The sequence below is a fragment of the Bifidobacterium callitrichos DSM 23973 genome (assembly GCF_000741175.1).
In the GTDB taxonomy this organism is placed as follows: Bacteria; Actinomycetota; Actinomycetes; order Actinomycetales; family Bifidobacteriaceae; genus Bifidobacterium; species Bifidobacterium callitrichos.
This window is the reverse complement of record NZ_JGYS01000008.1, coordinates 1-25,279: the sequence shown is the minus strand read 5'-3', so window position 1 is coordinate 25,279 and position 25,279 is coordinate 1. Positions and strand designations below refer to the sequence as shown.

Genomic DNA, 25,279 nt, shown 5'->3' with positions numbered 1-25,279 from the left:
CGGCTGTCACAACGTGCAGAAATCACACGGAATCGCGCGTTGTGACAACCCAACGTGTACACAACGCACGAAAAACGCGATATTCGACACGTTATGGCACGGGGACGGCCGCGGCGAATCACGCCGCTACGCGCGCACGATCACGTTGCGCAAGTCGCCGATGCCTTCGACGTGGACGATGGTCTCGTCGCCGGGGTCGAGGTGACCGGAGGCGTTCGGCGTGCCGGTCATGATGACGTCGCCGGGCAGCAGCGTCGAGAACGAGGAGATCGCGGCGATCTGCTCGGGGATGCCATGCACGAGGTTGGCGGTGGTACCGGACGCCATCGGCACGTCCTCGCCGTTGAGCGTGAACGAGATCTTCGCGTCGCGCCAGTTGAGGTCGTCACGGCCGACGATCCACGGGCCGAGCGGGCAGGAGGTGTCGAAGCCCTTGGCACGGGTCCACGTCGGATCGATGCCCTGCAGATCGCGCAGGGTGACGTCGTTGACGCAGGTGAAGCCGAGCACGTAGTCCATCGCCTTCTCGACGGGCACGTTCTTGGCGACGCGACCCATCACGACGGCGACCTCGGGCTCGAAGTTCATGTCCTTCGAGCAGGCCGGGTACACGATCGGATCGTCGGGGCCGATCACCGAGGTGGACGGCTTGGTGAAGATGACCATGTCCTCCGGCGCGTGGCTGATCTCGGAGTGGCCGGCCTCGTGCATGAACTGGGCGTGGGCCTCGTAGTTCTTGGCCAGACCGTAGACCTTGGACGGGATGACCGGGGACAGCAGTCGCAGACCGTCCATATCGAGCGGGTAGCGGTTGCCGGTGGGGGTGACCTGGCCGCCCAGCAGCGGGTGGCCGTCGAGTTCGACGAGATAGTCCTTGCCGTCCGATTCGTCCGTCTGGACGAAGGCGTAGCGCGGAGAGTCATTCAAAGAAAAGCGTGCGATTCTCATAGGTCCAGTCTAGAGTATGAGAGCAACTGGTATTTTATGATGTTGTTGTTTTCTTGACCCGCGCATCGGTTTTGGCTTTCGTTTTGGCCGACGTCGGGGAGCCGTACTCCGGGCGGCGTGACGGGCAGTGTGATCTGTCCGGGCATCGCTGGGCGTGCTCTTTGCGGAGTCTGCTCAGGATGGTGTGTCTGCCGATCCATCGCCAGTCTTCGGGGCGGGAACGTCTCGCCTTGATGTTGGTGGCGGCGACGATGTCGGCGTTGCATGTGTATCCGCAGCATTCGCAGCGGAAGTGTTTCTGGTCGGGCCTGTTCCCGGGGGAGGTCCACCCGCATCGGAGGCATTCCTGGCTGGTGTACGCGGGGTTGACCCGGGTGATGGTGATGCCTTTGAGCGCGTGAAGCCGTTCGAGCTTGGCGCGTACCGCGTTGCGGCCGGCGCGGGTGACGATGCGGTTGAGCCGTTTCGACAGTCCGCCGTGACGGAAGTCGAGGTCCTCGACGACGAGCTCCATGACCCGATCGTCCGCGATCAGATTGAGGACGCGGTTGACCTCGTTGGTCACATGGTCGCGGATGCGTTTGTTAAGGCGGCGGAAGCGCTTCGAATCACGGTATCCGACGTTGGAGCGGGCGAGGTCGCGGGTCAGCGCGAGAAGCTCCTCGTCACGTTGTTGGAGCCATGCGAACAGGCGCAGACCGTAGAGGCGCCCCTCGGAGGTGGCGAACAGGCTGGACAGGCCCCAGTCCAGTCCGACGACATCGCCCTGGACGCGTGGCTCGGCCTTGTCCTGCGTGGTCATGAGACGGACGGTCATGCCGCCGTCCTCGTCGAACCGGATCTGAAGATGGTTGGCGAGCGTCTCCAGATCCCGGGGGTCGAGATGCGGGTTGAGATCGGAGTGGATGTCGAGGGGCGCGTGGATCGGACGACCCTTGTCGAGGGTGGAGATGCGCGCCCAGTAGGGGAACGTGCCGCCCATGGCGGAGGGTTGGATTTCGGCGATCTTGCCGTCCATGCTCAGCGTGCGGCATCGCATGGGATTGGGGAACCGGTGGCGTTTGCGCAGATGCTTCATGATGCGGCGCGCCATCCTATGGGCCTCGTCATCGACCGGCTCCCACCATGCGTGGCGCAGGTTGATGCGCCACAGTTCGCGTTTCATGCCGTCATCGAGCGTGGAATGGGATACGATCGACCGGAAGTCGATGACGCGCAATTCGATCCACGAGCCCATCATGGCCCGGGCCTGCCGGGTGATGGAGTCCCACTGCCTTTGGCTGAACCCCTCCCACTGTTTGGCGTCCACGTACCGGGGGAGCCTCTCGCCTCGGATGAGCCCGCCCTCAAGCAGAAGCAACGTACGCCGCAATCCCAGTCTCCACGGCCGCAGCATGACGCGCAGACGCATGGCCTTGCCCCGGTTCAGAGGCATAGACACCGCGTACGAACGGTACGCCTTACCTGGTTTGGCCGGCATGATCCGCCTCCTCTCCCTCCAGGAGGACGCGTGTCATGGCCATGGCGCGTTTGGACCGTCGCTGTCCGTAGAGTCGCGCACTGAACGAGTAGATGATGGATACGAGATCCCGCACGAGATCCGCACGGTCGTCGCCGGTCTCGTTGATGACGATGATGCGCCGACCCTGCGATTCGAGGAACAGGCTGAACCAGTTGAAGCCGAAACGGGTGAGGCGATCCCTGTGCTCGACGATGAGCGTGCCCCAGTCGGTTCGTTTGAGCAGGGTCGTGAGCCTGCGCCGCGTGTCGCTCACGCCGGAGCCGACCTCCGCGACGGAAGCGACGATATGATAGCCATTGGCCACGGCCCAGTCCTCGACGCGCTTTCGTTGCGCCGGCAACTGGGTTCTCCCCTTGGAGGGGTCGGACACGCGCGCGTAGACGGCCGCGTCGTTGAGCGAGAACCCCTTCGACTCGTCGGGCACGATGATCGACCCCACCTCGTCCCGATACGCGCCCGGAATCCGGCCGGCCTTGAAACGATTCCAGGCCGCCCGATACTGAATCCCATGCAGACGCGCATACTCGGACAACTTCATACCCACTAGCATACCATACAAGAGTAGAAAATACTACTCTTCAAGCAACCAATCGCAAGACCCGTCGGAGGCGTAGACGGCGGCGATTATGGGAGAACCCGTCGCCGGGCGATGCGCAGCGACGGGTTCTCTATGCCTATGCCAGGATGTCTATGTCAGGAGGTTCGGGTTACAGGGCGGCGTAGGCATCGGCGATGATCGCGTCGATCGAGGCGGTGCGGGCCGCCTCGGAACCGGGCACGGCCGCACGGGCGCGATCGGCCGCGGAGGTCGAGGTCGCCGAAGCGTCGTCGTAATAGCCGTAATCGGTGTCGTAGTAGTCGTGATCGCTGTTGCCGCTATGGTAGGTGACGTCGAACGCGCCCGCGGCAGCGCCGATCACGACGAGAATGATGACGAGGATCACGAACACCATCTGCACGGCGCTGATGATGATGCCGGCGATCGCAAGGCCGCGGCCCTTCTCGCCGGTGCGCTTGACCTGCCTAAGGCCGATGATACTCAGGATCAGACCGGCGATCGCGATGAAGAACGAGCAGATGAAGCCCGCGACGGCCATCACGTTCCAGTTCTGATTCTGCGGCGGCACCGGGTAACCATAGCCGTATCCGGGCTGGGCGTAGGGGCCGGGCTGGGCGTAGGGGTTCTGACCGTACTGGTCGTACTGACCCGGCTGACCCGGCTGACCCGGCTGAGCATAGGCAGGCTGCCCATTCTGGCCCGACTGGTCCGGCTGCGGCGCGTAGCCGGCGGCCTGCGCGGTGGGCTGCCCGTACGGATTCTGGCCGTACGATGTCTGGCCGTTCGGATTCTGGCCGTATCCGTAGGGCTCACCGTATCCCTGCGGCTCATATGCCGGGTTGACCGGATTGACCGGGTTGACCGGATTGGCGGACGCCTCCTGATTGGGATTGGGGTTGAACGGATTCGGAGCCTGCTCCGGCTGGGAGTCCTGAACGGGCTGCGCCGGCGGCTCGTTCAGGCCATTCTGATCGCCCTGATCATGCTGCTGCGCGTTCGGATCCTCGGGATTGGTGGAAAACGGATTGGTCATGGCGCCCTCCTCGTCGTCATGTCGCTGATGAACTCATCTCCAGCTTACCGCGAGAACACGCGCGAATGGAAGAGCGCAGCGGCATAATGGGGTGGGGTGCATCGCCCGCCGAGAAAACGCGGACGGGCCCCGCAGACAAGCCGTCAAAAGGCAGCGCCAACCGATCCGATCGAGGAGGAACCATGGCAGTCAACGCATCGAAGGTACTGATCATCGTCAACAACTGGGGCATCGAGGAGACGGAGCTGACCCGTCCGCTGCGCGATCTTCAGGCCGCGGGCGCCGACGTGACGCTCGCCGCGACGACGCTCGACAAGTGCGAGACCGTCGAGCACGATCGTTACGAAGGCGAGACGCTTACGCCCGACGCGAAACTCTCCGACGTGCAGGCGTCCGACTACGACCTGCTGGTCGTGCCCGGCGGCACCTGCAACGTCGATCGCATCCGCGTGAACGAGGACGCGATCACGCTGGCGCAGGAATTCGCGCACGAGGGCAAGCCGATCGCGGCAATCTGCCATGGCGCCTGGCTGCTGGTCAACGCGGGGCTCATCGAAGGCAAGACCGCGTCGCCGTGCCGCTACATCGCCGCGGACATCGAGAACGCGGGCGGCCACTACGTCGACAGCCAGCTGACAGTCGACGACGCGAACGGCTGGAAGCTCATCACCTCCCGCAAGCCCGACGATCTGGACTACTTCGTCGGCGCGATCAAGGACGCGCTCGGCGACTGATTTCCGGGCAACGTCAGTTCTCGGCGTCAGTTCTCGACGTGGAAGTCGGGTTCGTGGGGGTATACGTCGATCTCGTCGACGACGACCCGGTCGACGTGCCCCCATCGCGGCCCGACCTTGAGCTGTGAGAGGAACGCGGCGACGGCCGATCGAGCGCCTTGCGCCTCGACCTCGACGTCGCCGCTCCACAGATTGCGCACCCAGCCGGTGACGCCGGCCGCGCGTGCGGCACGATACGTGAAGTAGCGGTATCCGACGCCCTGCACGAGTCCGGAGACGGTGGCGTGGATGCGGATGATGTCCTTGCCTCTGTGCGCAGTGACCATGATTCCCCGATCGACCGTCCGACCCGTCAGATGAACGCGCGAGGCCCGAAGATCGCAGTGCCGACGCGCACGATCGTGGAGCCCTCCTCGATGGCGAGCGCCATGTCGTTCGTCATGCCCATCGACAGCTCCGTGCAATGCTCGGTACCATCGGCGCCCGAGGCGAGGATCTGGTCGCGCGTGCGGCGCAGATGCGCGAATCCCGCGCGAATCGTGCGTTCGTCGTCGACATGCGCGCCGATCGTCATGAGGCCCTGCAGTTCCAGTCCTCCCATCGCGCCGATGCGCTTGGCGAGGTCGATCGCGTGGCTCGGCGGGCAGCCGGACTTCGATTCCTCGCCCGACTCGTTGACCTCGAGCAGGACGCCGACCGTCATGTCGCGCATGACCGCACGGCGGGCGATCTTCTCGGCGAGTTCGATCGAGTCGACCGATTCGATGGTGTTGACGACCGGCAGCACCTTGCCGATCTTGTTGGACTGCAACTGGCCGATCAGGTGGAACGGCACGTCCTTGCCAAGCGTGAGGCCGCGTTCGAGGAGCCGTTTCGTCAATCCCCCGGCCTTGGCCTGCACCTCCTGAGGGCGGTTCTCGCCGATCAGGCGGATGCCGGCGTCGATCGCGGTGATGATCTCGCCGACGTCGCGGGTCTTCGTCGCGGCGAGCAGTTTGACCGACCCGACCTCGCGGCCAGATGAGACCTCGGCTGAGGCGACGGCGTCCATCGTGCGCCTGACGCCGTCCGCGATCTGACGCGCGCGTTCCTCGTCGATGATGTCGTTCGTCAGATCCTTGTGATCCATGTACGCGGTCATGCTTGCGCTCCCCCGTTATCGGCCCTGTTGACGTGTTTGCTCCCATCGTAGTCGGGTCGCACGCCCCCAAGCGAGAGGTTTTCGTCAGGACATGGCAACGGCCTCTCGCTGGCGGCTGCCTAGCGAGAGGCCGTGGTTGTCGTGTGACCGATTTGTCTCGCGGAGGACCTCCTTGGCGAGAGGTTTCCGTCATGATGCGGCGGACATGGCCCACTGGGACGCTGCCGGCGAGAGGTTTCCGTCAGCGTGTGACGGCTGTCTCTCGGCTAGCGACGCTGGAAGACGCGCATCTGGCCCAGATCGCGGTTGGCCCAGGCGTAGTACGGGATGAGCTTCAGCGTGGCGGGGTCGCCGGAACGCGGTTCATCGGCGTCGAGGTAGAGCGGCGCGTCGTCCGGGTCGGCGGACTCGCGCACGGCCGGCAAGCTGACCGTATCGACGCCACCCAGCAGGTCCGGCTCGAACGCGACGGTCGCGTCGGCGCCGGTCACGCCGTCGGCGAGACGGTAATCCCACAGATCGCCCGCATTGTCGGCCTGCTCGGCGCAGTAGACGAGCGGGCCACGCGTGACAGCGACCTGCCCGGCGTCGGAGCGCACATGCGAGTTGGCGCGCACGAATCGAACGGACATGTCGAGATCGAGCGAGATCTCGACGGTTTCGCCGGGGGCGACGTCGACGTACGCGAAACCGTACTCGAGATCGCCGGCGAACGGCTGACCGTTGACCGTGAGCGCGTACGATCCGCGCGACCACGCGGGGATGCGCACACCGAAGCGGATGGGCTCGGCCAAGACACCGGAATCGCCCGCAGCATCCGGCAGCGAGACCGTGTACTCGACGCGGCCATCCCACGGGAAGTTTGAACGCTGCTCGACTCGAAGCCCCCGCGAGGAGACCGCGGTGTTCGCGATGAACTGGTGGCTCAGCACCGTGCGGCCGCCGTCGCGCTCGGTGTAGATGTAGCGATCCACCGAGGCGACGAGTCGGGCGATGTTGGCCGGGCAACAGGCGCAGCCGAACCAGTCGACGCGATGCGAGAGCACATGGTGGCGATCCGGGTTGTCGAGGCCGTCGGGCGTGGTCTCCAGGGCGTTGACGTAGTAGTACTGCTTGCCGTCGAGGGAGATGCCGGCAATCGAGCCGTTGAACAGCTCCTTCTCGAGCACGTCGGCGTATTCGGCCTTCGGCTCGGCGAGCAGCATCTGCTGGGCGAACATGCTCATCGACACGGACGCGCAGGTCTCGCCGTACATCGTGTCGTTCGGCAGGTCGTAGTCGTAGGTGAACGATTCGCCGACATGCGTGGAGCCGATGCCGCCGGTCACGTACATGCGCTTGGTGACGATGTTGCGCCAGAATCGCCTGGCGGTGTCCATCAGCTCCTCGTCGCAGGTCAGACGCGCGACGTGGGCGATGCCGGTGCACAGGTAGCCGACGCGCACGGCGTGGCCGTTGGCGGTCTGCTGCTGGCGGACAGGCTCGCCGGCCTGGAAGTACGTGGGCTTGTAGAAGCCGAGGTCCGGGAAGATGTTGTCGTTGTCGATCGCCTTGAGCTGCTTGGTGTAGAACTGCGGGTCCTGACCGCGCACGTCGATCAGGTACTGGGCGAGCGCGAGATAACGCCGTTCACCGGTCACGTCGTACAGCTTGGCGAGAGCCAGCTCGATCTCGGGGTGGCCGTCGGCGCCGTGGATCTTGCCTTCCTCCGGCCCGAAGTTGGCATCGAGGCAATCGGCCATCCTCTTCGCCACGTCAAGGGCCTGCTCGTTGCCGGTCACGTCGTGGTAGGCGACGGCGGCCTCGATGTAGTGTCCCATCACGTACATCTCGTGGCTCTGCTGGATCAGGCTGAAACGCTCGCGGTGTGCCCACACACCGGACTTGATCTGGTAGGGGGTGTCAAGGTAGCCGTCGGGCTGCTGTGCTCGGGCGATCAGGTCGACCGTGCGGTCGCACAGGGCCTTGAGCTCCGGATCCGGGTGGTAGGCGAGCGCGTAGGCGGCTTCCTCGAGCCACTTGTAGACGTCGGAATCCTGGAAGACCATGCCGTGGAACTCGTCGTCGAGCTCGCCCGCGGCGACCTTCAGGTTCGCGACCGCGTGGCTTTTGTTGTCGGACAGCTGGTTACCCGCCGGATCGTCGGGGACGACGGTGTCGATCTCGTCGTTCATCACTCCCCACTGATAGGGGATCACCGATTCGACGATCTGGTCGCGACGCTGCTTCCAGAACGGGGAGGTAATCGTTACCTTCATGATGTACCTTTCGGATGCGTCGGGCCGGCGCATCAAGCGAACCGGCCCGACTGTTGTTTATTGTGCCGGGAAGAGTGTCAGCCCTTTACCGCGCCAGCCATGAAGCCCTTGACGTAGTACTTCTGGAGGGCGAGGAAGAGGATGGCGCAGGGGATGAGCAGGACGACGACGCCGGCTTCGGTGGCGCCGTAGTCGATGACGCCCATGGTCTGCTGGCGCATGTTCACCATCGCGAGCGGCAGGGTGGACTTGGCCGAGGAGCTCAAGTACAGCGGAATCATGAAGTTGTTCCACGCCTCGAGGAAGGCGAGCAGGCCGACGGTGACCATCGAGGGCTTGACGACCGGCACGAGGATCCTCAACAGGGCCTGGAAGGAGTTGCAGCCGTCGACCATGGCGGCCTCCTCCATGTCCTTCGGGATCGCGTCGAACGCGTTGCGCATGATGAACGTCGACATCGGCAGCTGGAACAGCGTGATGACGAGGCCGACGCCGAGCAGGGTGTCGTTGAGGCCGATGTCCTTGAACCACACCATCAGCGGGATCAGCAGCGAGGCGTACGGAACCATGAGGATGGACAGGGTAACCATGAAGCCGAGGTTGCGGCCCGGGTAGTCGAAGCGGGAGAACGAGTAGCCGGCCAGCGTGCAGACGACCACGGAGAAGACCACGGCCACCAGCGAGACGATGACCGAGTTGAACAGGTACTTCGGCAGGCCTTCCTGATAGCCGAACAGGGTCAGGTAGTTGGCGATGCCCCAACCTTCCGACTGGGCGGAGCCCTTCTGCGGGCTGAAGGAGCTGACCACGACCCAGATCAGCGGGGAGACGAAGATGATGGCCAGAAGAGCTTCCAGGACTCGCGCAATGACGCGCTTCCACAGCGGGGTAGTCATGATGTGTTACCTCCCCTTTCTCACTTGGTGTTGTCGCGCATGCCGCGCATCTGGATGGAGTTGATGATCACGAGGGCGATCAGCACGATCAGCGACAGCGCCGCGGCCATGCCGAGGTCCTTCTTGGAGTCGAACGCGAAGTTGTAGATGAGCTGGACGACGGTCATCGTGGAGTTGTTCGGACCGCCCTTGGTCAGGATGAAGAACTGGTCGAAGGCGAGGATCGAACCGGTGACGCAGTAGACGAGGCACATCACGATGGTCGGCTTCATCAGCGGCAGGGTGATGGAGCGGAAGATGCGCCAGGTGCCGGCGCCGTCCATGCGTGCCGCCTCGTAGAGGTCGCCCGGGATGGCCTGCAGGCCGATCATCATGAGCAGCATGTAGTAGCCGGAGAATCGCCAGACGATGACGATGATCGTGGCCCACAGCGCGGACTGGCCGGTGGCGAGCACCGAGCCGCCCTCCTGCACGAGTCCGAGCGCACTCAGGATCTTGGTGAGCGGGCCGACCTGCGGGGAGTACAGGGCGTAGAACAGCAGGGACGCGGAGGCGAGACCGGTGGCGGAGGGCAGCAGGAAGCAGGTCCTCAGCACGTTGTTCCACTTGGTCGACTCCTGCACGATCAGGGCCAGGCCGAGGCCGAGGATCAGCAGGAAGATCGTGACGATCACGGTGTATTCCAGCGTGAAGCCGATCGAGGGCCAGAACAGCTTGTGCTCGAACACCTTGACGAAGTTGTCCGGGAAGTTGACGCCGCGGTTGCCGCCCAGCAGGCTCCAACGGGAGAACGCCATGTAGACGAGCAGCACGATCGGCACGAAGAACAGGACAACGATCATGACCCAATCGGGCAGGGCGTACAGGATGCCCCGCTTGAACGCCTGAGCCTTGGCCGTGGACTTGCGCTCGGGCACGGCCGCGGCGGAATTGGAAACACTTGACATGCTTCACTCCTTTGTGGGGATTTGTGAATGGTGATCGAACGATGATCGCTTGTTCGGATTGAATGCAATCCGTTATCAGGGCCGATTCCTCAGGTTTCAGGAAAAAAGGAGAAAGGAAGGAGACGAACCAGGAGGTTGCGAAATCAGCCCCGGCAACGGAACACAGTCACGGGATGCGCGAGGATATGTTCGGTTGGTGGGGGGCCGGCGGCCGCCGCCCGTGAAGGACGGGGGCGGCCGCCGGCTGTTCAGTTATGTGCGTTCAGTTATTCGGTTGATTCAGGAGATCAGTGCGATCAGTTGCCGGCGAGGACGTCGGTGACGGCCTGGTTGTCGGCCTTGAGGTCGGACTTGCCCCAGACGGCGTTCTGGACGAGCAGCTGCCACGGGGAGCCGGCGGCGTTGAAGCCCTCGTTGAAGGCGGCGGACTTCGGGGTCTTGCCGTTGCCGTCGATGATCGTGGAGTTGATGGTCTGGATGCGCGGATCGGCGTCGTCGTAGGCGGTCTTCAGGGTCTCGATGTTGGAGGCGGTGTAGCCGTTGTCGGCGAAGACTTCCTTCTGGGTGTCGGACTGCATCAGCCAGTAGAGGAAGTTCCAGGCCTGGGCGACGTGCTTGGAATCCTTCGAGATGCCCATGGCGTCACCGCCGAGGAACGTGGAGGTCTTGCCTTCCTTGGTGCCCGGGATCGGGGTCACGCCGACCTCGAAGCCACCGGACTTCTCAGCGTCGAAGATGTCGTTGAGGGAGGTGTTCGGGTAGGGCATGACGCCGATCTTGCCGTTGGCGAACGGGGCGGTCCACGTCGCGCCGGTCTCCTCCTTGGAACCCGCGCCGAGGCCGTTCTGGGTGTTGGCCAGCTCCTTGTAGGCGTCGAGGACGGCCTTCATGGAGTCGTTGTCGAGCGTGGCTTCGGTGCCGTCGTCGTTCATGACGTTCTCACCGTCGGCCCACACGGACGGGAAGAGATCGAAGACCAGGGCGCCACCGGACTGGCCGGCGAGGTAGGAGCCCGCGACTCCGTCCTTGTTGAGGGCGGCGATCTTCTTGGCCTGCTCGGTGAACTCGGCGATGGACTTCGGGCCCTGCTCCGGGTCGAGTCCGGCCTCCTTGTAGAGGTTCTTGTTCCAGACCATCACGGAGACGTCGGTGATGAACGGCAGGGTGTGCTTGGCGCCGTCCACGGTGCCGGCCTCGATGTGGCCCTGCTGCAGGTCCTTCAAGTTGTCGAGTCCGTCGATCTGCTTGGTGATGTCGGCGAAGATGCCCTCGGACGCCCAGTACGGGATGCGCACGACGTCGCCGGCGAGGATGTCGGGCAAGGAGTCGGTCTGCGTGGCGCCACCGACCTTGCCCTCCATGTCGTCGTTCGGGATGATCTCGAGCTTGACCTGGTTCTTGTGACTCTTGTTGTACGCCTCGACGACGCCCTTGGCCTGACGCTCCAGCGGGGAGCGGGTCCACATGGTGATCGTGGTGCCGTCGTCGGTGCCCTTCGCCGGGATGTCGGAGGTGTCGGCGGCACCGGTGCTGCCGGAGCCACCACCACAGGCGGCCAGCGGGATAAGCATTGCGGCGGCGGCGATGCCGGCCAGTGCGCGGGTGACCTTGTTGAAAGCCATAATCGCTTCTTTCTCTAAAAATGTTCCGCTCATCTCTGAGAGGCGGTGGCGGACTTTCCGCCTCCGGTCCCTCGCGGCGTTCCACCCGATCCTCCTTCGGCCGAACGAAACTCCGCGAAAGCCTTTTCACAATATAGCGCCATTCTCCCATGATTGCAAAACCGCTTTCGCACTTTTCTTGAAGCAGGTCGCCAAGCTATGCGAATCCTTGAAAAATAGCGAAAAACAGCTTTCAATACATGCCTTCATGTGTTGCGTCAATCGTTTTGACCGTCGAAAATCGCCGGAAATTGCGGCGTGTCTACGAATGATTGCGCAATCATCTGCGAAAACTCACAGATTAAAACTTTCGCACGTTATTGCGCACAGAAACGAACACCGTCATCGCACCCCCACTGACACGGCAAACCAATTTGCGAAAACTTTCGCATCGTGACTATACTGAAGTTCAGTTCCGACGCAGCAGTCGGAACGGGCACAACAACAGTTTCACCGACTTTCATAAAGGAACGGCCATGGTCGAGGACAGACGTCAGAGCGCGCGACTTGAGGATGTGGCGGCGGCGGCCGGCGTATCGCTTGCGACCGCGTCGAAGGCGCTGCACAACAAGCCACGCATCAGCGAGGAGACCCGCCAGCGGGTGCTCGAGGCAGCCCGACAGCTCAACTACGCGCCGAACAAACTCGCCCAGTCGCTCGCCCGCGGCACATCCGGGCTTATCGGACTGGTCACCTCCGACCTGCAGGGCCGCTTCTCCACCCCGATCCTCATCGGCGCCGAGAACGAGCTGCGCGCGCAGTCGATCTCCGTCCTGCTGGCCAACGCGCGCGGCGACGCCGCGATGGAACGTACACACGTCGAGAAACTGCTCGATCTGAAGGTCGACGGGCTGCTCATCGTGCAACGCGAGACCAACCCGCGCCCCTCGCTCGGCAACGACTGGGGTGTGCCGCTCGTCTATGCGTACGGCCCCTCGACCGACCCGAACGACTGCTCGGTGACCTGCGACAACGTGGAGGCCGGACGCACCGCCGTCAACCACCTCATCTCCTGCGGACGGCACAGGATCGCGATCATCGGTGGCGACGAGACGTACACCGCGGCCACCGACCGCACCAAGGGCGCGCTCGAGGCGCTGGCCGAATTCGGCCTCGAGCCGGCCGGCCCGATCCGCTACGGCCGATGGGACGAGAACTGGGGCCGCGCCGCCACGCGACTGCTGCTCGATCAGGGCGTCGACTTCGACGCGGTCGTCTGCCAGTCCGACCAGCTCGCGCGCGGATGCATCGACGCGCTGAAGCAGCAGGGCATGAAGATCCCGGACGACGTCGCGGTCATCGGCCACGACAACTGGGACGTGCTCACCAAGAGCTCCCGGCCCGCACTGACCTCGATTGACAACGAGACCGAGCTCATCGGACGGCGAGCCGCGCACTACCTGATGGATGCGATCAACGGTCGCCCGCATCACGGCGTCGACTACGTCCCCTGCCGGCTCGTCCAGCGCGAGTCGACGCTGCCACTCGACTGAGGCATGCACCCAATTTCTTCCACGGGAGAAGTTCGACCGAAAATTGCCCTCAATTTCTTGTATAGAAGAAACTCAAGCACAATGTTGCTATACTTTCTTGCATGGAAGAAACTCGACCCCAGCTGATCAATCGCCCGCAATATCTTGATCGCATCGCACCGTTCATCGACGAAGACGTCGTCAAGGTGCTGGTGGGGCTTCGTCGAAGCGGCAAATCGGACATGCTGCGGCTTATCCAGCGCAGACTCGTCGAGGAAGGTCGCAAGCCGGAGCAGTTCATCTCGTTGAATTTCGAGGACTACTCACTCACTCCCCTGCATGACCCGGACAAACTGTACCCGTATCTGATGAAGCGTCTGGAAGGCATTGACGGAAAACCCTACGTCTTCCTCGACGAGGTTCAGGAGGTACGGGACTTCGAGAAGATCGTCAACTCGCTGCGCGCCACCACGCCGGCGGATGTGTACATCACCGGGTCCAACTCGACGCTGCTGTCCGGCGAACTCGCCACGTATCTCGGCGGCAGATACGTGCAGTTCGAGGTATATCCGTTCGGCTACGCCGAGTTCGTCGAAGCACGGACGCTCCTTGGGGCAGACCATTCGTTCGAGGACTTCCTGCGCATCGGCGGCATGCCGTTCGTGGCCACCCACGACTGGGACGAGGACAGCCAGCGCACCTATCTGACGGACATCTACCGGTCCGTCGTGCTGAGGGACATCGTCCGGCGGCACCGCATCCGCGACGTCTCCCTGCTGGAGCGGGTCGCCCTGTTCGCCATGCAGAACATCGGCAACACGTTCTCCGCCAGCGCCATCGCAGCGTATCTCAAATCGGAGCGATTGGACATCGGCGTGCAGACCGTCATCAACTACCTCGACTACTTCTGCGATGCGTTCCTGCTGGAGAAGATGCCACGATACGACATCGCCGGCAAACAGGTACTTAAGACGATGCAGAAATACTACGTCGCCGACCATGGTCTGCGCGGAGCGGTCGTCGGCGACGGCATGGACCAGCTGCAGGGGCTGCTGGAGAACATCGTCGCGATGGAGGGACTGCGCCGCGGATACCGTGTATCGGTCGGCGCGACGGCTGGCAAGGAGGTCGACTTCGTCTTCGCCAAGGGAGACATCCGCCGCTACGTGCAGGTCACCTACCTGATGCAGTCCCAGAAGACGATCGACCGCGAGTTCGGAGCGTTCGACTCCATCGCGGACAACTATCCGAAGACCGTGGTGTCGATGGACCCGATCCTGCGCCCGCGAAATGGCATCGAACACCGCCGCATCGACGAATTCCTGCTCGCCGGGGATTGGTGAGCGAGGAACACCGTGTCCGGCGGTCATCCGACCTCTATCCGACTTTTATCCGGCCTCCGGCGCACGGAGAACGAGACGCCATCGACGGAAACCCCGTTCTCCGTACGCTCAGGTCGGGCCAGTGTACGGAGAACGGGGCTTGACCGATGCAATCACCCGTATTCGTACGCTGCCAGTCAGTCAGCATACGAATACGGGTGATGGAAATCCGATAGTCACGAGGGACGTACGCTGAGCAAGGGCCAGCGTACTGGGAACGGGAGTTGGGTCGAGATGACCCCGGTGAGCGTACGTGGCCTATGGGGACGGGTTCGTCCACTACTCTGCGCCGTACATTCATTGACGAATCGGCTACCCCTCAGACCAGCTTCGCGGGCCAGCTCCCCTGAATCACTGGCGCGAGATACTAGGGATGGGCTCGTCTAGGGGGACGGTTTCTCAGCCGGATGAATCCTTGGACTTCACGGCCGGATGAGTTCCCAGGACACCTCACCACGGGCGGCCGATCCATGGGACTCCGGCGTCGGACAGTTTGCGCAATAATGGTTTCTGGGCCACCACATCGTCGTAATCACAGTGCACAATCGTCGTGACGCCGAGCGAACGCAGCGACTGGTCACGGGTCAGCTGGTCGCTGACCACCTGTTTGATCGATCTACGGCCAGCCATGGACGGATCGGAGTATTTACGCATGCCGTCGTATTCCAACACGATGATGCGCCCGTCATGGAGTCGCCAGAGGAAATCGACGCGATACGCCCGATCGGCCGTGCGGAACTCCACCTGGAATTCGGGAACGGCGTATCCGCCGGACACGATCACCCCGTAGACCATCGACTCACCGCCGTTCTCGCACTTGCCATTGGCGTATTGCAGCACCCGTAGCACCGAGGTGAGATCGGATCGGGACCCACGGCATGCGGCACGCACATCATCCATGGCGATTCCCTTGCGGATGGCCGAATCGAACATCGGCAGGGCCTGGATGAAAGAGACTTGCCTGGCACATTCCACCAGTGTCCGACCGGCATCGGTGACCGGAATCCCGGCGATCATGGACGCCCGGATCGTCGGAACGAACACGCGTCGCAGTGTGTAGGAACCCTGATTCGCCATCACTCTGTCGCCACGTCCACGATTGTCCGCGATCATCACCGTTTCGCCGTGCAATCGCCATGTGTGATCGAAGCCGTAGGCGTCAAGAGCCGTCAGACCGGTGAACACCCATTTCGGATGCATCAGGTGCAATGTTCTCGCCACATATAGGGAGCGTTTACACGCATTCAGCCCCTTCCAGTATTCAGGACGAGCGTAGATGTTCGGATATGGGGAGACCAATTCCCCGATCGAATACCGTCGACGCAGGGCACGCCGTACCGCGTCATCGCCACCGTACAGACATCGCCGCTGTTCCTCGGACTCACGGATCAGCGTATTCACTACCTTGTGCTGTTTCATGTCTTCACGGTAGGAGGTCCGATGTGAGACCGCCACACCGATTGATGGTCATGGGGATAGTGTGCATAACACGGTGGATGATCTGTCCCGAATGTGAGTACGCATATCGGGACTAGCGACAGGGGAACCCCGTTCTCCGTACGCTCAGGTCGACTCAGCGTACGAGGAACGGGGTTTGAGCGATGAAATCACCCGTATTCGTACGCCTCCAGTCGGTCAGAGTACGAATACGGGTGATAGAGACCCGATAGCCACAATGGGCGTACGCTGAGGCGACCGCAGCGTACGCCCATTGGGGCATGGATCCGGCTAGCCACGAGGAACGTACGTACATGACGATGGCAGCGTACGTCCCTTGACTACGGGCTGACCGATGGAGAGGCTATATACTACCGCTTTTTGGACTTGCGGCCTTTGAGGTAGATGTCCAGGACGATCCAGCAGCCGAGGACGAAGGCGACGACGTAGCCCATGAAGCCGACGATCGGGATACCAAAGATGATCGGCTTCATGCCGGCGTAGTAGACGATGGACGATCCGATGAACAGGCCGACCACGATCAGCGCCATCGTGAGCCTGTTGACCATATCGGAGAGCAGCTGGAACGGCTCCTGCGAACCGACGAGCTCCATGTTCATGCGCAGTTGTCCACGTGTGAGCATGCGGGCGGCCACGTTGAGCTCGCTCATCGCGCCGAGCGCGCTGTGCAGAGCCTCGTGCCCCTCAAGACCAAGCGATTTCAGCTCGTCCTTGACCATCTGGTCGGGCGTGCGCGAGGTGGCGATGTGCTGGGAGATGATCTCGATCATGTTCACGTCCGGGATGAACTCGTCGAGCAGCCCCTCCAACGTGACCAGCGCACGGCCGACCGTCGTGATCGTGCTCGGCACCTCGATGCCGTGCCTTTGCGCAAGCGAGGTCAATGCGGTAAGAAACGCGGCGATGTCGAGATCGGCCAGATCGACCGTGCCGTACTCCTTGACGATCACGTCGAGATCGGCGAGCAGGGCCGGATAGTCGGCCGGATCGGCCTCACCGCCGGCGAATCGCAGGAGGCCGTCGGCGAGCGCGGGCGAGTCCTGCTTGGCGACGGCGAAGATCATGTCCTTCATGACAGCGCGCGTCTTGGCGTCGAGCCGGCCGGTCATGCCGAGGTCGATCAGGACGATCTGCCCGCCGCGGATGATGATGTTGCCCGGGTGCGGGTCGGCGTGGAAGAAGCCGTCGTCGAGGATCTGCGTGGAGTAGTTGTCGACGAGTTTGGTGCCGATGTCCTTCAGGTCGTAGCCGGCGGCGACCAGTTCGCCGGCGTGCGAGACGGAGATGCCCTCCACGTACTCCATGACAACCACGTGCTCGGTGCACAGGTCCGGGTAGGGCTTGGGGCAGTCCATGTATTTGAACGGTGCGGCGAATCGTTTGAATTCGGCGAGGTTGCGCGCTTCGACGAGGAAGTCGGTCTCCGATTCGAACGTGTCCCACAGTTCCTCGACGACGCCCTTGAGGTCGACGATCTGCGAGGTGCTGATCACCTTGGTGGCCACCTTGGCGATCGATCGCATGATGGAGACGTCCTGCGCCATCGTCTCACGCACGCCGGGGCGCTGGACCTTGACGGCGACGTCCTCGCCGGTGGTCAGCGTCGCGCGATGCACCTGTGCGAGGGATGCGGAGCCGAGCGGATGCGGGTCGATGTGCTCGAAGATCGTGTCGATCGGCCGGCCGTATTCGGCGGCGAGCGTGTCGATGACGGTCTGGTAGGGCATCGGATCGGCGTCGGCGCGCAGTTTGGCGAGTTCGTCGCAGAAGCTCTGCGGCAGGATCTCGGAACGCATCGACAGGATCTGGCCGACCTTGACGAAGGTGGGACCGAGCGCTTCGAACATCAGACGCATCTTGACCGGGGTGAGGCCCTTCAGCGCGTCGAACTGGTTGACGATGCGCGTGATCTGGGCGAGTCGCTTGGCCTTGCCCCAGCGGGTCAGGTGGTAGCGCTGGGAGAAGTCGTCGCGATGCGGGCCGAACAGGCCGATGGTTTCGGCGTAGACCGGGTAGGCGCCCGACGGGTACATCGGGTCGGAGGAACGCGATGCCGGGGAAGACGGCGTGCCTGTGGCGGAACGTGCGGCAGGCCCCGACTCAGCGGACCGTGACGAGACGTCCTCGGTGGCCTTCGCGGACTTTCCGCGCGTGCTGTCCTGCTCCATACTCGCCTCCTATGTACCTTGCCTTCCGTAATCGCAAACGAACCCCGGGACGACGAGTGAACGCCGTGACGGGGTTCGGTGCAGGACAATGACCGATGGGTCAGGTCCCGTGAATCAGACCTCGGAAGGCTTGTCCTCGGCGTCCTCCGCAGTCGCCTCGGTCTCGCCCTCGGCCTTGGCGGCGGCGCGCTTCTCGTCGTCCTTGTTCGCGTCGTTGACCAGAGACTCCCCCACCTTGCGCTTGAGCTCGGTGTTGAGGCTCTTGCCCTGCTCGACGGTCAGCTCGCCCTTCTTGACGAGATCGTCAACGAGCTCGCTGCCCTTCTCGTAGCCGGTGGCGAGGGCGCCGATGCCCGCCAGCACGACCTTGCGCAGGCCGTCACCCAAATCGAAATCTGCCATGATACCCCTCCTTATCGGATGTCCTTCTCGGATGTCGAGGCCGGTGCGCGGCGTATGATGCCGCGCGCTCGTACTTCCCAGCGTACTCCATCGGACTGCACGCGATTATTGGGCGACACTCCGCGCATCGCACGGTTGGCTACCGCGGGCGCGCCGCCGCCACCTTGCGCGCCTGTTCGGCGACCGTATCGATGCGGTCCAGTTCGGCGGCCTGCTCGGGGGTCTGATCGTCCGTGGCGAGTCGCCCGTCGTTGAGTGCGCCGTATCGGCGCTCGACGGCGTTGCGGATGAGGAAGTCGGCGATCAGCGGGTTCTTCGGCAGCAGCGAGCCGTGCATGTACGTGCCGATCACGTTGAACACGCGAGCGCCCTCCGTGTAGTCCTTGCCGTTGTTGCCGCGTCCCTCCACGTCGACCGTGCCGAGCGGGGTCGTGCTTTCACGCAGGAACGTCTGGCCGGAGTGGTTCTCGTAGCCGATGATGTCGCCGAAATCGTCGGAATGCTCGACGAGGTTGCCGATCATGCGCACGTTGCGGCCGACCGTGTACGCGCCGATCACGCCGATGCCCTCGAGTCGCGATCCTTCGGCGGTTTCGAAGTACTCGCCGAACAGCTGGTACATGCCGCAGATCATCAGCATCGGGGTGCCGTGGAACGCGAGTCCGCGGATGAGATCGGCGCGGCGGAAGAAGTCATCGATGATCTTGCCCTGACCGCTGTCCTGACCGCCGCCGCCGAGGATCAGGTCGACGTGGTCGGGCCAGTCGTCGCCCTGATTGTACTGGTGGATGACCGGCTCGTAGCCGTACAGTTCGAGGCGACGACGGATCGTCAGCACGTTGCCGGAGTCGCCGTAGATGTTCATGTCCTTCGGGTAGAGGGACATCACGTCGATTGTCTTGCCCATCGTTCCTTCCTTACTTGCCCGCTTACTTGCCCGTACCCACGCCGGCGTCGGCGACGTTGGCGATGCGGCCCAGCGCGGCGCGCACCTTGAGCATCGCGGTGTACGTGCAGTAGATGTGCTTGGAATGCCCCGGATTGCGCTTGACGAACGCGGCGAGCGCGGCGTCGATATCGGGGTCGACCTCCTCGACCTTCACCTGGTCGTAGCCGAGTCGCAGGGCCATGTCCCACGCGCGCACGCCGGAGACCTGCGCGACGCCGGTCTCCTTGAGCGACGTGAAGTCAACGTCCCACAGCCAGCTCATGTCGCGGCCGTCGGCGTATTCGTCGTTGATGACGATCATCGTGTCGGCGCCCTCGGGCGGGAAGCTCGCGAGCGAGAGGCGGAAGCCCATCGGGTTCTTGACGAGCAGCAGTTCGGTCGGCGAACCGTTCACGTCGATGACCTCGCCGCGTCCGAACGCCGGGGTGACGCGGGAGACGGCGGCGATCAGATCGTCGGACTTCGCGTCGGCGAAACGCTGCAGACGGGCGCGGAAGGCTTGGAATTTCGGCGATGTCATCGATTTGAGCATGGCGGAGCCCGCCACCCTGTTCGCATCCCTGATCACCGCGCGCACGACGGCGAGCGCTGCGGCGGCGTTGAAGAGGTTGTAGACGCCTTCGAGCCTGACCTTGGTGTGGCGTTCGATGGCGGCGGCGTCGGACGCGCCGGGCCTGACCGGTTTGCCCGGTTCCCCGGACAGACGGAACGTGGCGGCGTGGTCGCCGACCTCGGTCAGGGTGACGTCGGCCGGCAGCGTGGCGATGGCCAGGGCCTCCGGGTTCACGGGAGGCAGGGTGAGCGTGTCGGACAGGTCGGCTGCCGGGGCCTGCTTGGCCGCGGCGTCGGTTCCATCCTCCGCACCGGAGTCGGATGCGGCCGTCTTCGGCTTATCGGACGCCGGTGCATCGTCCTTGCCATCCTTGCCCTCGACGGACACGGTCGTCGCCATGTCGTCGTCGGAGGGGAAGAACCGCTTCAGATCGTCGGACAGGCCGAAGTACTTGACCGTCGTGCTGACCGGCGCGAGTCCCGCAAGGCGGGCGATGCGCGGGTCCTCGCGGTTGAGCACCACCGTGCCGGTGGTGGCCTGCGCCACATGGCCCAGCAGTCGGGCGGTGTTGTCGATCTCGCCGAACCGGTCGAGCTGATCGCGCATCACGTTGAGCAGCAATGCGTACCGCGGCTTGACCTGGCGCACGAAATGTACGGCGTACGCCTCGTCGAGCTCGAGCACGGCGATGTCGGCGTCGAGCCGGCCGGTGAGCGGCACGGTCTGCAGCAGCGCGGAGACGACGCCGCGCGTGAAGTTCGATCCGGTCGGATTGGTGAACACCTTCAGGCCAAGATCGGAGAGCATCGAGGCGACCATGCGCGTGGTCGTGGTCTTGCCGTTCGTGCCGGACACGAGCACGACGCCGAGCGGCAGCTGCGCGAGCGTGCGCGCGAGGAACGTCGGGTCGATCGTCTCGACGACCTTGCCGGGCAACGCGGAACCACCGTGATGCGTGACGCGCGACGCCCAGCGCACGCCCTTGCCGATCAGCGGCGTCGCGAAGGAGTACCACAGTCCGCTCGGGGCGTTTGAGCCACCCCACGAACCGCCCATGACATTATGATTCGTCATCTCACACTCCCTGATTGCTGTAGTCCTGCGGCATGTCCTGGAACTTCGACATCGCTCCGAGGAACGCCAGATGGAACGTCTCGGTCGGACCGTTACGGTGCTTGGCCATGATGATGTCGGCCTCGCCCGGCCTGTCCTCCTTATCATAGAAGTCCGGGCGATGCACGAGGAACACCACGTCGGCGTCCTGCTCGATCGAACCGGATTCACGCAGATCGGACAGCTGCGGTTTCTTGTCGTTGCGCATCTCGGGGCCACGGTTGAGCTGCGAGAGGGCCACGACCGGCACCTCGAGCTCCTTGGCGAGCAGCTTCAACGCACGCGAGAACTCGGAGACCTCCTGCTGACGGCTTTCGACCTGCTTGCCCGAGGTCATGAGCTGCAGGTAGTCGATGACCACGAGCTTGAGATCGTTCGTCTGCTTGAGACGGCGGCATTTCGCGCGGATCTCCATCAGGCTCATGTTCGGACTGTCGTCGATGAACAGCGGCGCGCTCTCCAGCTTCGTCCAGAACGAGTTGAGCGTGTTCCAACGCTCCGGCGTGATCTCGTCGGCGCGGCGCAGCGCTCCGAGCGGGATATCGGTTTCGGCGGAGATGATGCGCTGAGCGAGTTCCACCTTGCTCATCTCGAGGCTGAACACGATCGTCGTGAGGTTGTGGTGCAGGGCGGCGGCACGCGCGAAGTCGATGCCGAGCGTCGACTTGCCCATGGCCGGACGTCCCGCGACGACGACCATCTGGCCGGGCTGCAGGCCCTGCGTCACGTCGTCGATGTCGTGGAATCCGGTCGGCACGCCCTTGTTGATCAGGCCCTGCTGGAGCTTGTCGATCTGATCGAGGGTGTCTCGAACCACCGGATAGATCGCGGAATAGTCCTGACGCACCTTGCCGACGGACATCTCGTACACCTCGGCCTGCGCGAGGTTGACGACGTCCTCGGCCTGCGACCCCTCCGCGGAGTAGCCGAGCTGGGCGATCTTCGTGCCGGCGGCGATCACGTTGCGCAGGATCGCGCGCTGATGCACGATTTCGGCGTAGTACGTGGCGTTCGCGGCGGTCGGCACGGCCGCGACGAGCGAATGGAGGTAGTCGGCGCCACCGACCTTGTCGAGGTCGCCGTGCTTCAGCAGTTCGTTGGCGACGAGCACCGCGTCGACCGGCTGGCTCGCGGAGAACAGGTTGATGATCGCCTCGTAGATGGTCTGGTGCTTCGGCTGGTAGAAGTCGGTGACCTCGATCATCTGCGAGACCTCGCCGATGGCGTCCTTGCTCATGAGCATGCCGCCGAGCACGGCCATCTCCGCGTCGTCGTCGTGCGGGGGCACGCGGTCGAAGAGCGCGTCGCGCACGGGGGTGCCGGTCGCGCCGGGTACGTAGCCACCGCCGTTGCGATTGCCGGCGCCGCGGGCGCCGCCGTTGCGGCTACCGCCGTTCTGCGACCCGCCGCCGGCGTAGTCGTCTCCGCCTCCCGCGACCGCGACGAACGCGTCGTCGGCCCGCGTATCTTCCAAGGTTCCTCAGCCATAGCCCCTAAGTATAGGTTCATCGTGCAACTGCGGTAGATGGTGGACGCTATGCGTGCATCCACTGGTCGCCGCGGGCGCGCAGGCCGTTGGCGAGGCCGCGGCCGCCCATGAGGATCACGTTGAATACGGTCCACAGGATGATCGTGCGGGCGAAGTCGCCGGGGATGAGCGGCAGGGCGAGATCGGCGAGCGCCATGACCACGGCGATGTAGACGCCGGCCGTCGCAAGGCAGGTCGCGGCGAGGTAACGGTAGTCGCGCGCGCCGATGAGGATGCCGTCGAGGGCCATCATCCAACCCTGCAGCGGGAAGAACACGCCCATCGTGACCATGCCGGCGGCGATCAGCAGCTGGATCTGCGGGCTCGGCGAGAAGAAGTGGCCGGCGAACAGGCCGACTACGGCGAATCCGAGCCCGATGATCGCGCCGACCGCAAGGCCCATGCGTCCGGTGGCGCCGGTGAGGCGACGGGCCCGGTCGACCGCACCGGCGCCGAGGGCCGCGCCGACCAGGGTCTGGCCTGCGATGCCGACCGAGTCGAGCATGTTCATCGCGAAGTTCCATGACGAGTTGACCGCCTGGAATCCGGCGAGCACCTGAGTGCCCATGCGCGCCGCGCAGGCCACGGTCACGACCATCGCCGCGCGGATCGCGAGCGTGCGGATGAACAGCGGCAGGGCGTCGCCGCCGGCCCGGGCAAGACCGGAGAGCTGGGGTTTGAGGCTCGCACCGTCGGCCTTCGCCCACAGGATCGCCGGAATCGCAAGGAACAGTCCCATGAACCATTGCGCGATCAGCGTGGCCGTGCCGGAGCCGACGATGCCCCAGCCGAGCACGATCACGAACAGGACGTCGAGCACGGTGTTGAGTATCGCGCCGCCGACCGCGGCGATCAGGGTGATGCGCACTTTCTGCAGACCGCGGAACACGCCGTTGGCGGCGTAGACGAGCAGCATGCCGGGCGCGCCGAGGACGATCGCCCGCGTGTAGGCGACCGCCTGATCGAGCACCTCGCCCTGTCCGCCGAGCGCGCGGCACAGCGGTTCGGCGGCCACGAACAGGCCGATGGCAAGGATCACGCCGATGCCGAGCGCCAGCCACAGGCCGTCGATGCCCGCCTGCATGCCTTCGCGGCGACGGCCCGCGCCGAGAAGATGCGCGACCTGCGCGGTGGTCGAGTACGCGAGGAAGATGCACAGGCCGACGGCGGTGAGGATGATCGTCGATCCGATCGACAGGCCGGCGAGCGCCGCATCGCCGATATGCCCGACGATGGCGGTGTCGATGAGGATGAACGTCGGTTCGGCGATGAGCTGGCCGAAGGTCGGCAGCGCCAGAGCGAGGATGCGTCTGGACACCGAAGGGGCCGAGGATGCCGAGGATTCCCGCACGTTCGTTTCCTTCATCCCTGCCTCCTCGATTCGATCACGGCGTCCAGTTCACCGTGTGTTCAGATTCGATTACCACGGTGTTTCGGATTGTGCAAGCGGCCTGTGCACTGTGGATAAGTTATCCCCAAGTTATCCACTAAGTTATCCCCATATTGTGGATAACTTAGTGGATTATCCCCAAGGTTATCCCCGAAATGTGGATAACTATTTTCTCTATCCACATTCCTCCCCGCGCGTGTCGCGCCGCGTCGCTCCCCGCCCGGCACGCGCGCAACGCAACGCCCGCACGCAACGAGCGGGGGATGGCGATGCTCTGCTCTGGACCGTAAAGACTTGGCCAGAGCGGCCCGGAGCGTGTCCTGAACAGAGCATCGCCATCCCCCGCGGACACGCCATCAGTCACATCTGCGCGCGGGCCGCCATGACCATCTGGCGCGCGAGGGTCTCCCTCCACTTGCTCCAGCCGTATCGCTTGGTGATCGTCTCCTCGGGGGTCGCGCCGAGCGACGAGCCGTCGGCGCGCGTCAGATCGTAGAGCATGTCGAGCAGGACCGGATCGTGATCCACGCGATCGGCGAGCTCACGGCCGACCGCCGGATCGTTGGGGTCGCGGCCGGTCGCGAATTCGCTCAGCGTCAGGTGTTCGCGCACGAGGAACGTGACCATGCGCACGGTGTCGTCGTCGAAGCCCATGCGTCGGGCGATGACCGGCGCGTGGCGTGCGCCTTCGACCGCGTGGTCGGCGATGCCGGAACGCTTGCCGATGTCATGCAGGAGCCCGGCGAGCAACAGTGCGGCGTAGTGGCGGTCGTCGTAGCGGACCGTGCCGTCGTCGGCGAGGATTTCGCCGGAGCTCGTCCCCTCGCCCGACCGTGCGGCGGCCGACGGGAATCCGACCTCGCGCCCCAATCGCGTCACGACCTCGATCGTATGACGGTCGATCGTGTAACGATGTGCGGCCGACACGGACGGGCGATTGCGGATGCCGAGCCATTCGGGCATCCATTTGCCCGGAATGTCGGCGAAATCGATCTCCTCCCACACGTCGAGCAGCGCGGGGCCGCAGGCGAGCAGGTCGATGAACAGCGCACGCGAGGCATCATCCCAACGGTTCGAGTGGATCGGGCATCGGCGCAGGTTGGTGAGCGTTCCCGGGTTGATCGGCAGGCCGTGGCGCCCGGCCGCGACCGCGACGCGCAGGGCG

20 protein-coding genes and 1 pseudogene are annotated in these 25,279 nt (G+C 64.0%); 3 read left to right on the top strand and 18 right to left on the bottom strand.

Annotation, left to right across the window (positions count from 1 at the left end; translation table 11 throughout):
* Positions 1 to 126: 126 nt before the first annotated feature.
* The 4 genes from BCAL_RS06020 to BCAL_RS13725 all read right to left on the bottom strand — a co-directional run bounded on the left by BCAL_RS06020 (position 127) and on the right by BCAL_RS13725 (position 4,062).
* Positions 127 to 948 carry a fumarylacetoacetate hydrolase family protein gene (locus tag BCAL_RS06020; protein ID WP_043165646.1) on the bottom strand — a complete coding sequence of 274 codons (822 nt, stop codon included), beginning with the start codon at positions 946 to 948 and terminating at the stop codon, positions 127 to 129.
* A 34-nt stretch (positions 949 to 982) separates the two neighbouring features.
* The gene (locus BCAL_RS06015) at positions 983 to 2,428 is read right to left on the bottom strand and encodes an RNA-guided endonuclease InsQ/TnpB family protein (protein ID WP_081887301.1); all 1,446 of its coding nucleotides are present in this window, start codon (positions 2,426 to 2,428) and stop codon (positions 983 to 985) included.
* Positions 2,409 to 3,014, bottom strand: coding sequence for an IS607 family transposase (locus BCAL_RS06010; RefSeq protein ID WP_420796817.1), 606 nt, complete (start codon positions 3,012 to 3,014; stop codon positions 2,409 to 2,411). Before BCAL_RS06010 ends, BCAL_RS06015 begins: the two co-directional genes overlap by 20 nt.
* A 163-nt stretch (positions 3,015 to 3,177) precedes the next feature.
* Entirely contained in the window at positions 3,178 to 4,062 is an 885-nt protein-coding gene (locus tag BCAL_RS13725; RefSeq protein ID WP_052119115.1) for a DUF4190 domain-containing protein, read from the bottom strand.
* Between the two features lie 182 nt (positions 4,063 to 4,244).
* Here BCAL_RS13725 and BCAL_RS06000 point away from each other — a divergent pair, with 182 nt between their 5' ends.
* Complete coding sequence (locus tag BCAL_RS06000) at positions 4,245 to 4,796, top strand: type 1 glutamine amidotransferase domain-containing protein (protein ID WP_043165652.1); 552 nt, start codon at positions 4,245 to 4,247, stop codon at positions 4,794 to 4,796.
* 26 nt (positions 4,797 to 4,822) lie between these two features.
* Here the strand turns inward: BCAL_RS06000 and BCAL_RS05995 are convergent, their stop codons facing one another.
* The 6 genes from BCAL_RS05995 to BCAL_RS05970 all read right to left on the bottom strand — a co-directional run bounded on the left by BCAL_RS05995 (position 4,823) and on the right by BCAL_RS05970 (position 11,663).
* A complete protein-coding gene (locus tag BCAL_RS05995) occupies positions 4,823 to 5,122 on the bottom strand; it encodes an acylphosphatase (RefSeq protein WP_052119116.1) in 300 nt (99 codons plus the stop codon).
* A gap of 26 nt (positions 5,123 to 5,148) precedes the next feature.
* Positions 5,149 to 5,937, bottom strand: a complete 789-nt coding sequence (locus BCAL_RS05990; RefSeq protein ID WP_043165654.1) for a YggS family pyridoxal phosphate-dependent enzyme — start codon at positions 5,935 to 5,937, stop codon at positions 5,149 to 5,151.
* A gap of 266 nt (positions 5,938 to 6,203) precedes the next feature.
* Entirely contained in the window at positions 6,204 to 8,195 is a 1,992-nt protein-coding gene (locus BCAL_RS05985; protein ID WP_043165655.1) for a glycoside hydrolase family 127 protein, read from the bottom strand.
* Between the two features lie 77 nt (positions 8,196 to 8,272).
* Positions 8,273 to 9,091, bottom strand: a complete 819-nt coding sequence (locus tag BCAL_RS05980) for a carbohydrate ABC transporter permease (protein WP_043165657.1) — start codon at positions 9,089 to 9,091, stop codon at positions 8,273 to 8,275.
* A gap of 20 nt (positions 9,092 to 9,111) precedes the next feature.
* On the bottom strand, positions 9,112 to 10,038 hold the full coding sequence (locus tag BCAL_RS05975; protein WP_043165660.1) for a carbohydrate ABC transporter permease: 927 nt from the start codon (positions 10,036 to 10,038) through the stop codon (positions 9,112 to 9,114).
* A gap of 296 nt (positions 10,039 to 10,334) precedes the next feature.
* Positions 10,335 to 11,663: an ABC transporter substrate-binding protein gene (locus BCAL_RS05970; protein WP_043165723.1), complete on the bottom strand. Its 1,329-nt coding sequence runs from the start codon at positions 11,661 to 11,663 to the stop codon at positions 10,335 to 10,337.
* 512 nt (positions 11,664 to 12,175) lie between these two features.
* On the opposite strand from BCAL_RS05970, the gene BCAL_RS05965 reads away from it, so the two are divergent.
* The gene (locus BCAL_RS05965; protein ID WP_043165661.1) at positions 12,176 to 13,192 is read left to right on the top strand and encodes a LacI family DNA-binding transcriptional regulator; all 1,017 of its coding nucleotides are present in this window, start codon (positions 12,176 to 12,178) and stop codon (positions 13,190 to 13,192) included.
* A 101-nt stretch (positions 13,193 to 13,293) separates the two neighbouring features.
* Complete coding sequence (locus BCAL_RS05960; RefSeq protein ID WP_202961949.1) at positions 13,294 to 14,514, top strand: ATP-binding protein; 1,221 nt, start codon at positions 13,294 to 13,296, stop codon at positions 14,512 to 14,514.
* A 489-nt stretch (positions 14,515 to 15,003) separates the two neighbouring features.
* Here BCAL_RS05960 and BCAL_RS13390 read toward each other — a convergent pair whose 3' ends face one another.
* From BCAL_RS13390 to BCAL_RS05920, 8 genes and pseudogenes are all read right to left on the bottom strand, one after another.
* Positions 15,004 to 16,008, bottom strand: coding sequence for a hypothetical protein (locus BCAL_RS13390; protein WP_238549639.1), 1,005 nt, complete (start codon positions 16,006 to 16,008; stop codon positions 15,004 to 15,006).
* 353 nt (positions 16,009 to 16,361) lie between these two features.
* Positions 16,362 to 18,044 (bottom strand): AarF/UbiB family protein, encoded by a 1,683-nt coding sequence (locus BCAL_RS05950; RefSeq protein ID WP_152600343.1) that lies wholly within the window; start codon positions 18,042 to 18,044, stop codon positions 16,362 to 16,364.
* Positions 18,045 to 18,293: 249 nt separating this feature from the next.
* Complete coding sequence (locus BCAL_RS05945) at positions 18,294 to 18,581, bottom strand: hypothetical protein (RefSeq protein ID WP_043165667.1); 288 nt, start codon at positions 18,579 to 18,581, stop codon at positions 18,294 to 18,296.
* A gap of 139 nt (positions 18,582 to 18,720) precedes the next feature.
* Positions 18,721 to 19,488, bottom strand: coding sequence for a type 1 glutamine amidotransferase (locus BCAL_RS05940; protein WP_043165669.1), 768 nt, complete (start codon positions 19,486 to 19,488; stop codon positions 18,721 to 18,723).
* A gap of 22 nt (positions 19,489 to 19,510) precedes the next feature.
* A complete protein-coding gene (locus BCAL_RS05935; protein WP_052119118.1) occupies positions 19,511 to 21,139 on the bottom strand; it encodes a Mur ligase family protein in 1,629 nt (542 codons plus the stop codon).
* Between the two features lie 19 nt (positions 21,140 to 21,158).
* Positions 21,159 to 22,670 carry a replicative DNA helicase gene (dnaB, locus tag BCAL_RS05930; RefSeq protein WP_420796816.1) on the bottom strand — a complete coding sequence of 504 codons (1,512 nt, stop codon included), beginning with the start codon at positions 22,668 to 22,670 and terminating at the stop codon, positions 21,159 to 21,161.
* A gap of 61 nt (positions 22,671 to 22,731) precedes the next feature.
* On the bottom strand, positions 22,732 to 24,090 hold the full coding sequence (locus BCAL_RS05925; RefSeq protein ID WP_043165672.1) for an MATE family efflux transporter: 1,359 nt from the start codon (positions 24,088 to 24,090) through the stop codon (positions 22,732 to 22,734).
* A gap of 384 nt (positions 24,091 to 24,474) precedes the next feature.
* A pseudogene (locus BCAL_RS05920) lies at positions 24,475 to 25,279 on the bottom strand (HD domain-containing protein); the annotation flags it as partial.

Coding starts and splice junctions, on each gene's coding strand:
- BCAL_RS06020 (WP_043165646.1), bottom strand. CDS start 948: ATGAGAATCGCACGCTTTTCTTTGAATGACTCTCCGCGCTACGCCTTC.
- BCAL_RS06015 (WP_081887301.1), bottom strand. CDS start 2,428: ATGCCGGCCAAACCAGGTAAGGCGTACCGTTCGTACGCGGTGTCTATG.
- BCAL_RS13725 (WP_052119115.1), bottom strand. CDS start 4,062: ATGACCAATCCGTTTTCCACCAATCCCGAGGATCCGAACGCGCAGCAG.
- BCAL_RS06000 (WP_043165652.1), top strand. CDS start 4,245: ATGGCAGTCAACGCATCGAAGGTACTGATCATCGTCAACAACTGGGGC.
- BCAL_RS05995 (WP_052119116.1), bottom strand. CDS start 5,122: ATGGTCACTGCGCACAGAGGCAAGGACATCATCCGCATCCACGCCACC.
- BCAL_RS05990 (WP_043165654.1), bottom strand. CDS start 5,937: ATGACCGCGTACATGGATCACAAGGATCTGACGAACGACATCATCGAC.
- BCAL_RS05985 (WP_043165655.1), bottom strand. CDS start 8,195: ATGAAGGTAACGATTACCTCCCCGTTCTGGAAGCAGCGTCGCGACCAG.
- BCAL_RS05980 (WP_043165657.1), bottom strand. CDS start 9,091: ATGACTACCCCGCTGTGGAAGCGCGTCATTGCGCGAGTCCTGGAAGCT.
- BCAL_RS05975 (WP_043165660.1), bottom strand. CDS start 10,038: ATGTCAAGTGTTTCCAATTCCGCCGCGGCCGTGCCCGAGCGCAAGTCC.
- BCAL_RS05965 (WP_043165661.1), top strand. CDS start 12,176: ATGGTCGAGGACAGACGTCAGAGCGCGCGACTTGAGGATGTGGCGGCG.
- BCAL_RS05960 (WP_202961949.1), top strand. CDS start 13,294: ATGGAAGAAACTCGACCCCAGCTGATCAATCGCCCGCAATATCTTGAT.
- BCAL_RS05950 (WP_152600343.1), bottom strand. CDS start 18,044: ATGTACCCGTCGGGCGCCTACCCGGTCTACGCCGAAACCATCGGCCTG.
- BCAL_RS05945 (WP_043165667.1), bottom strand. CDS start 18,581: ATGGCAGATTTCGATTTGGGTGACGGCCTGCGCAAGGTCGTGCTGGCG.
- BCAL_RS05940 (WP_043165669.1), bottom strand. CDS start 19,488: ATGGGCAAGACAATCGACGTGATGTCCCTCTACCCGAAGGACATGAAC.
- BCAL_RS05935 (WP_052119118.1), bottom strand. CDS start 21,139: ATGGGCGGTTCGTGGGGTGGCTCAAACGCCCCGAGCGGACTGTGGTAC.
- BCAL_RS05925 (WP_043165672.1), bottom strand. CDS start 24,090: ATGAAGGAAACGAACGTGCGGGAATCCTCGGCATCCTCGGCCCCTTCG.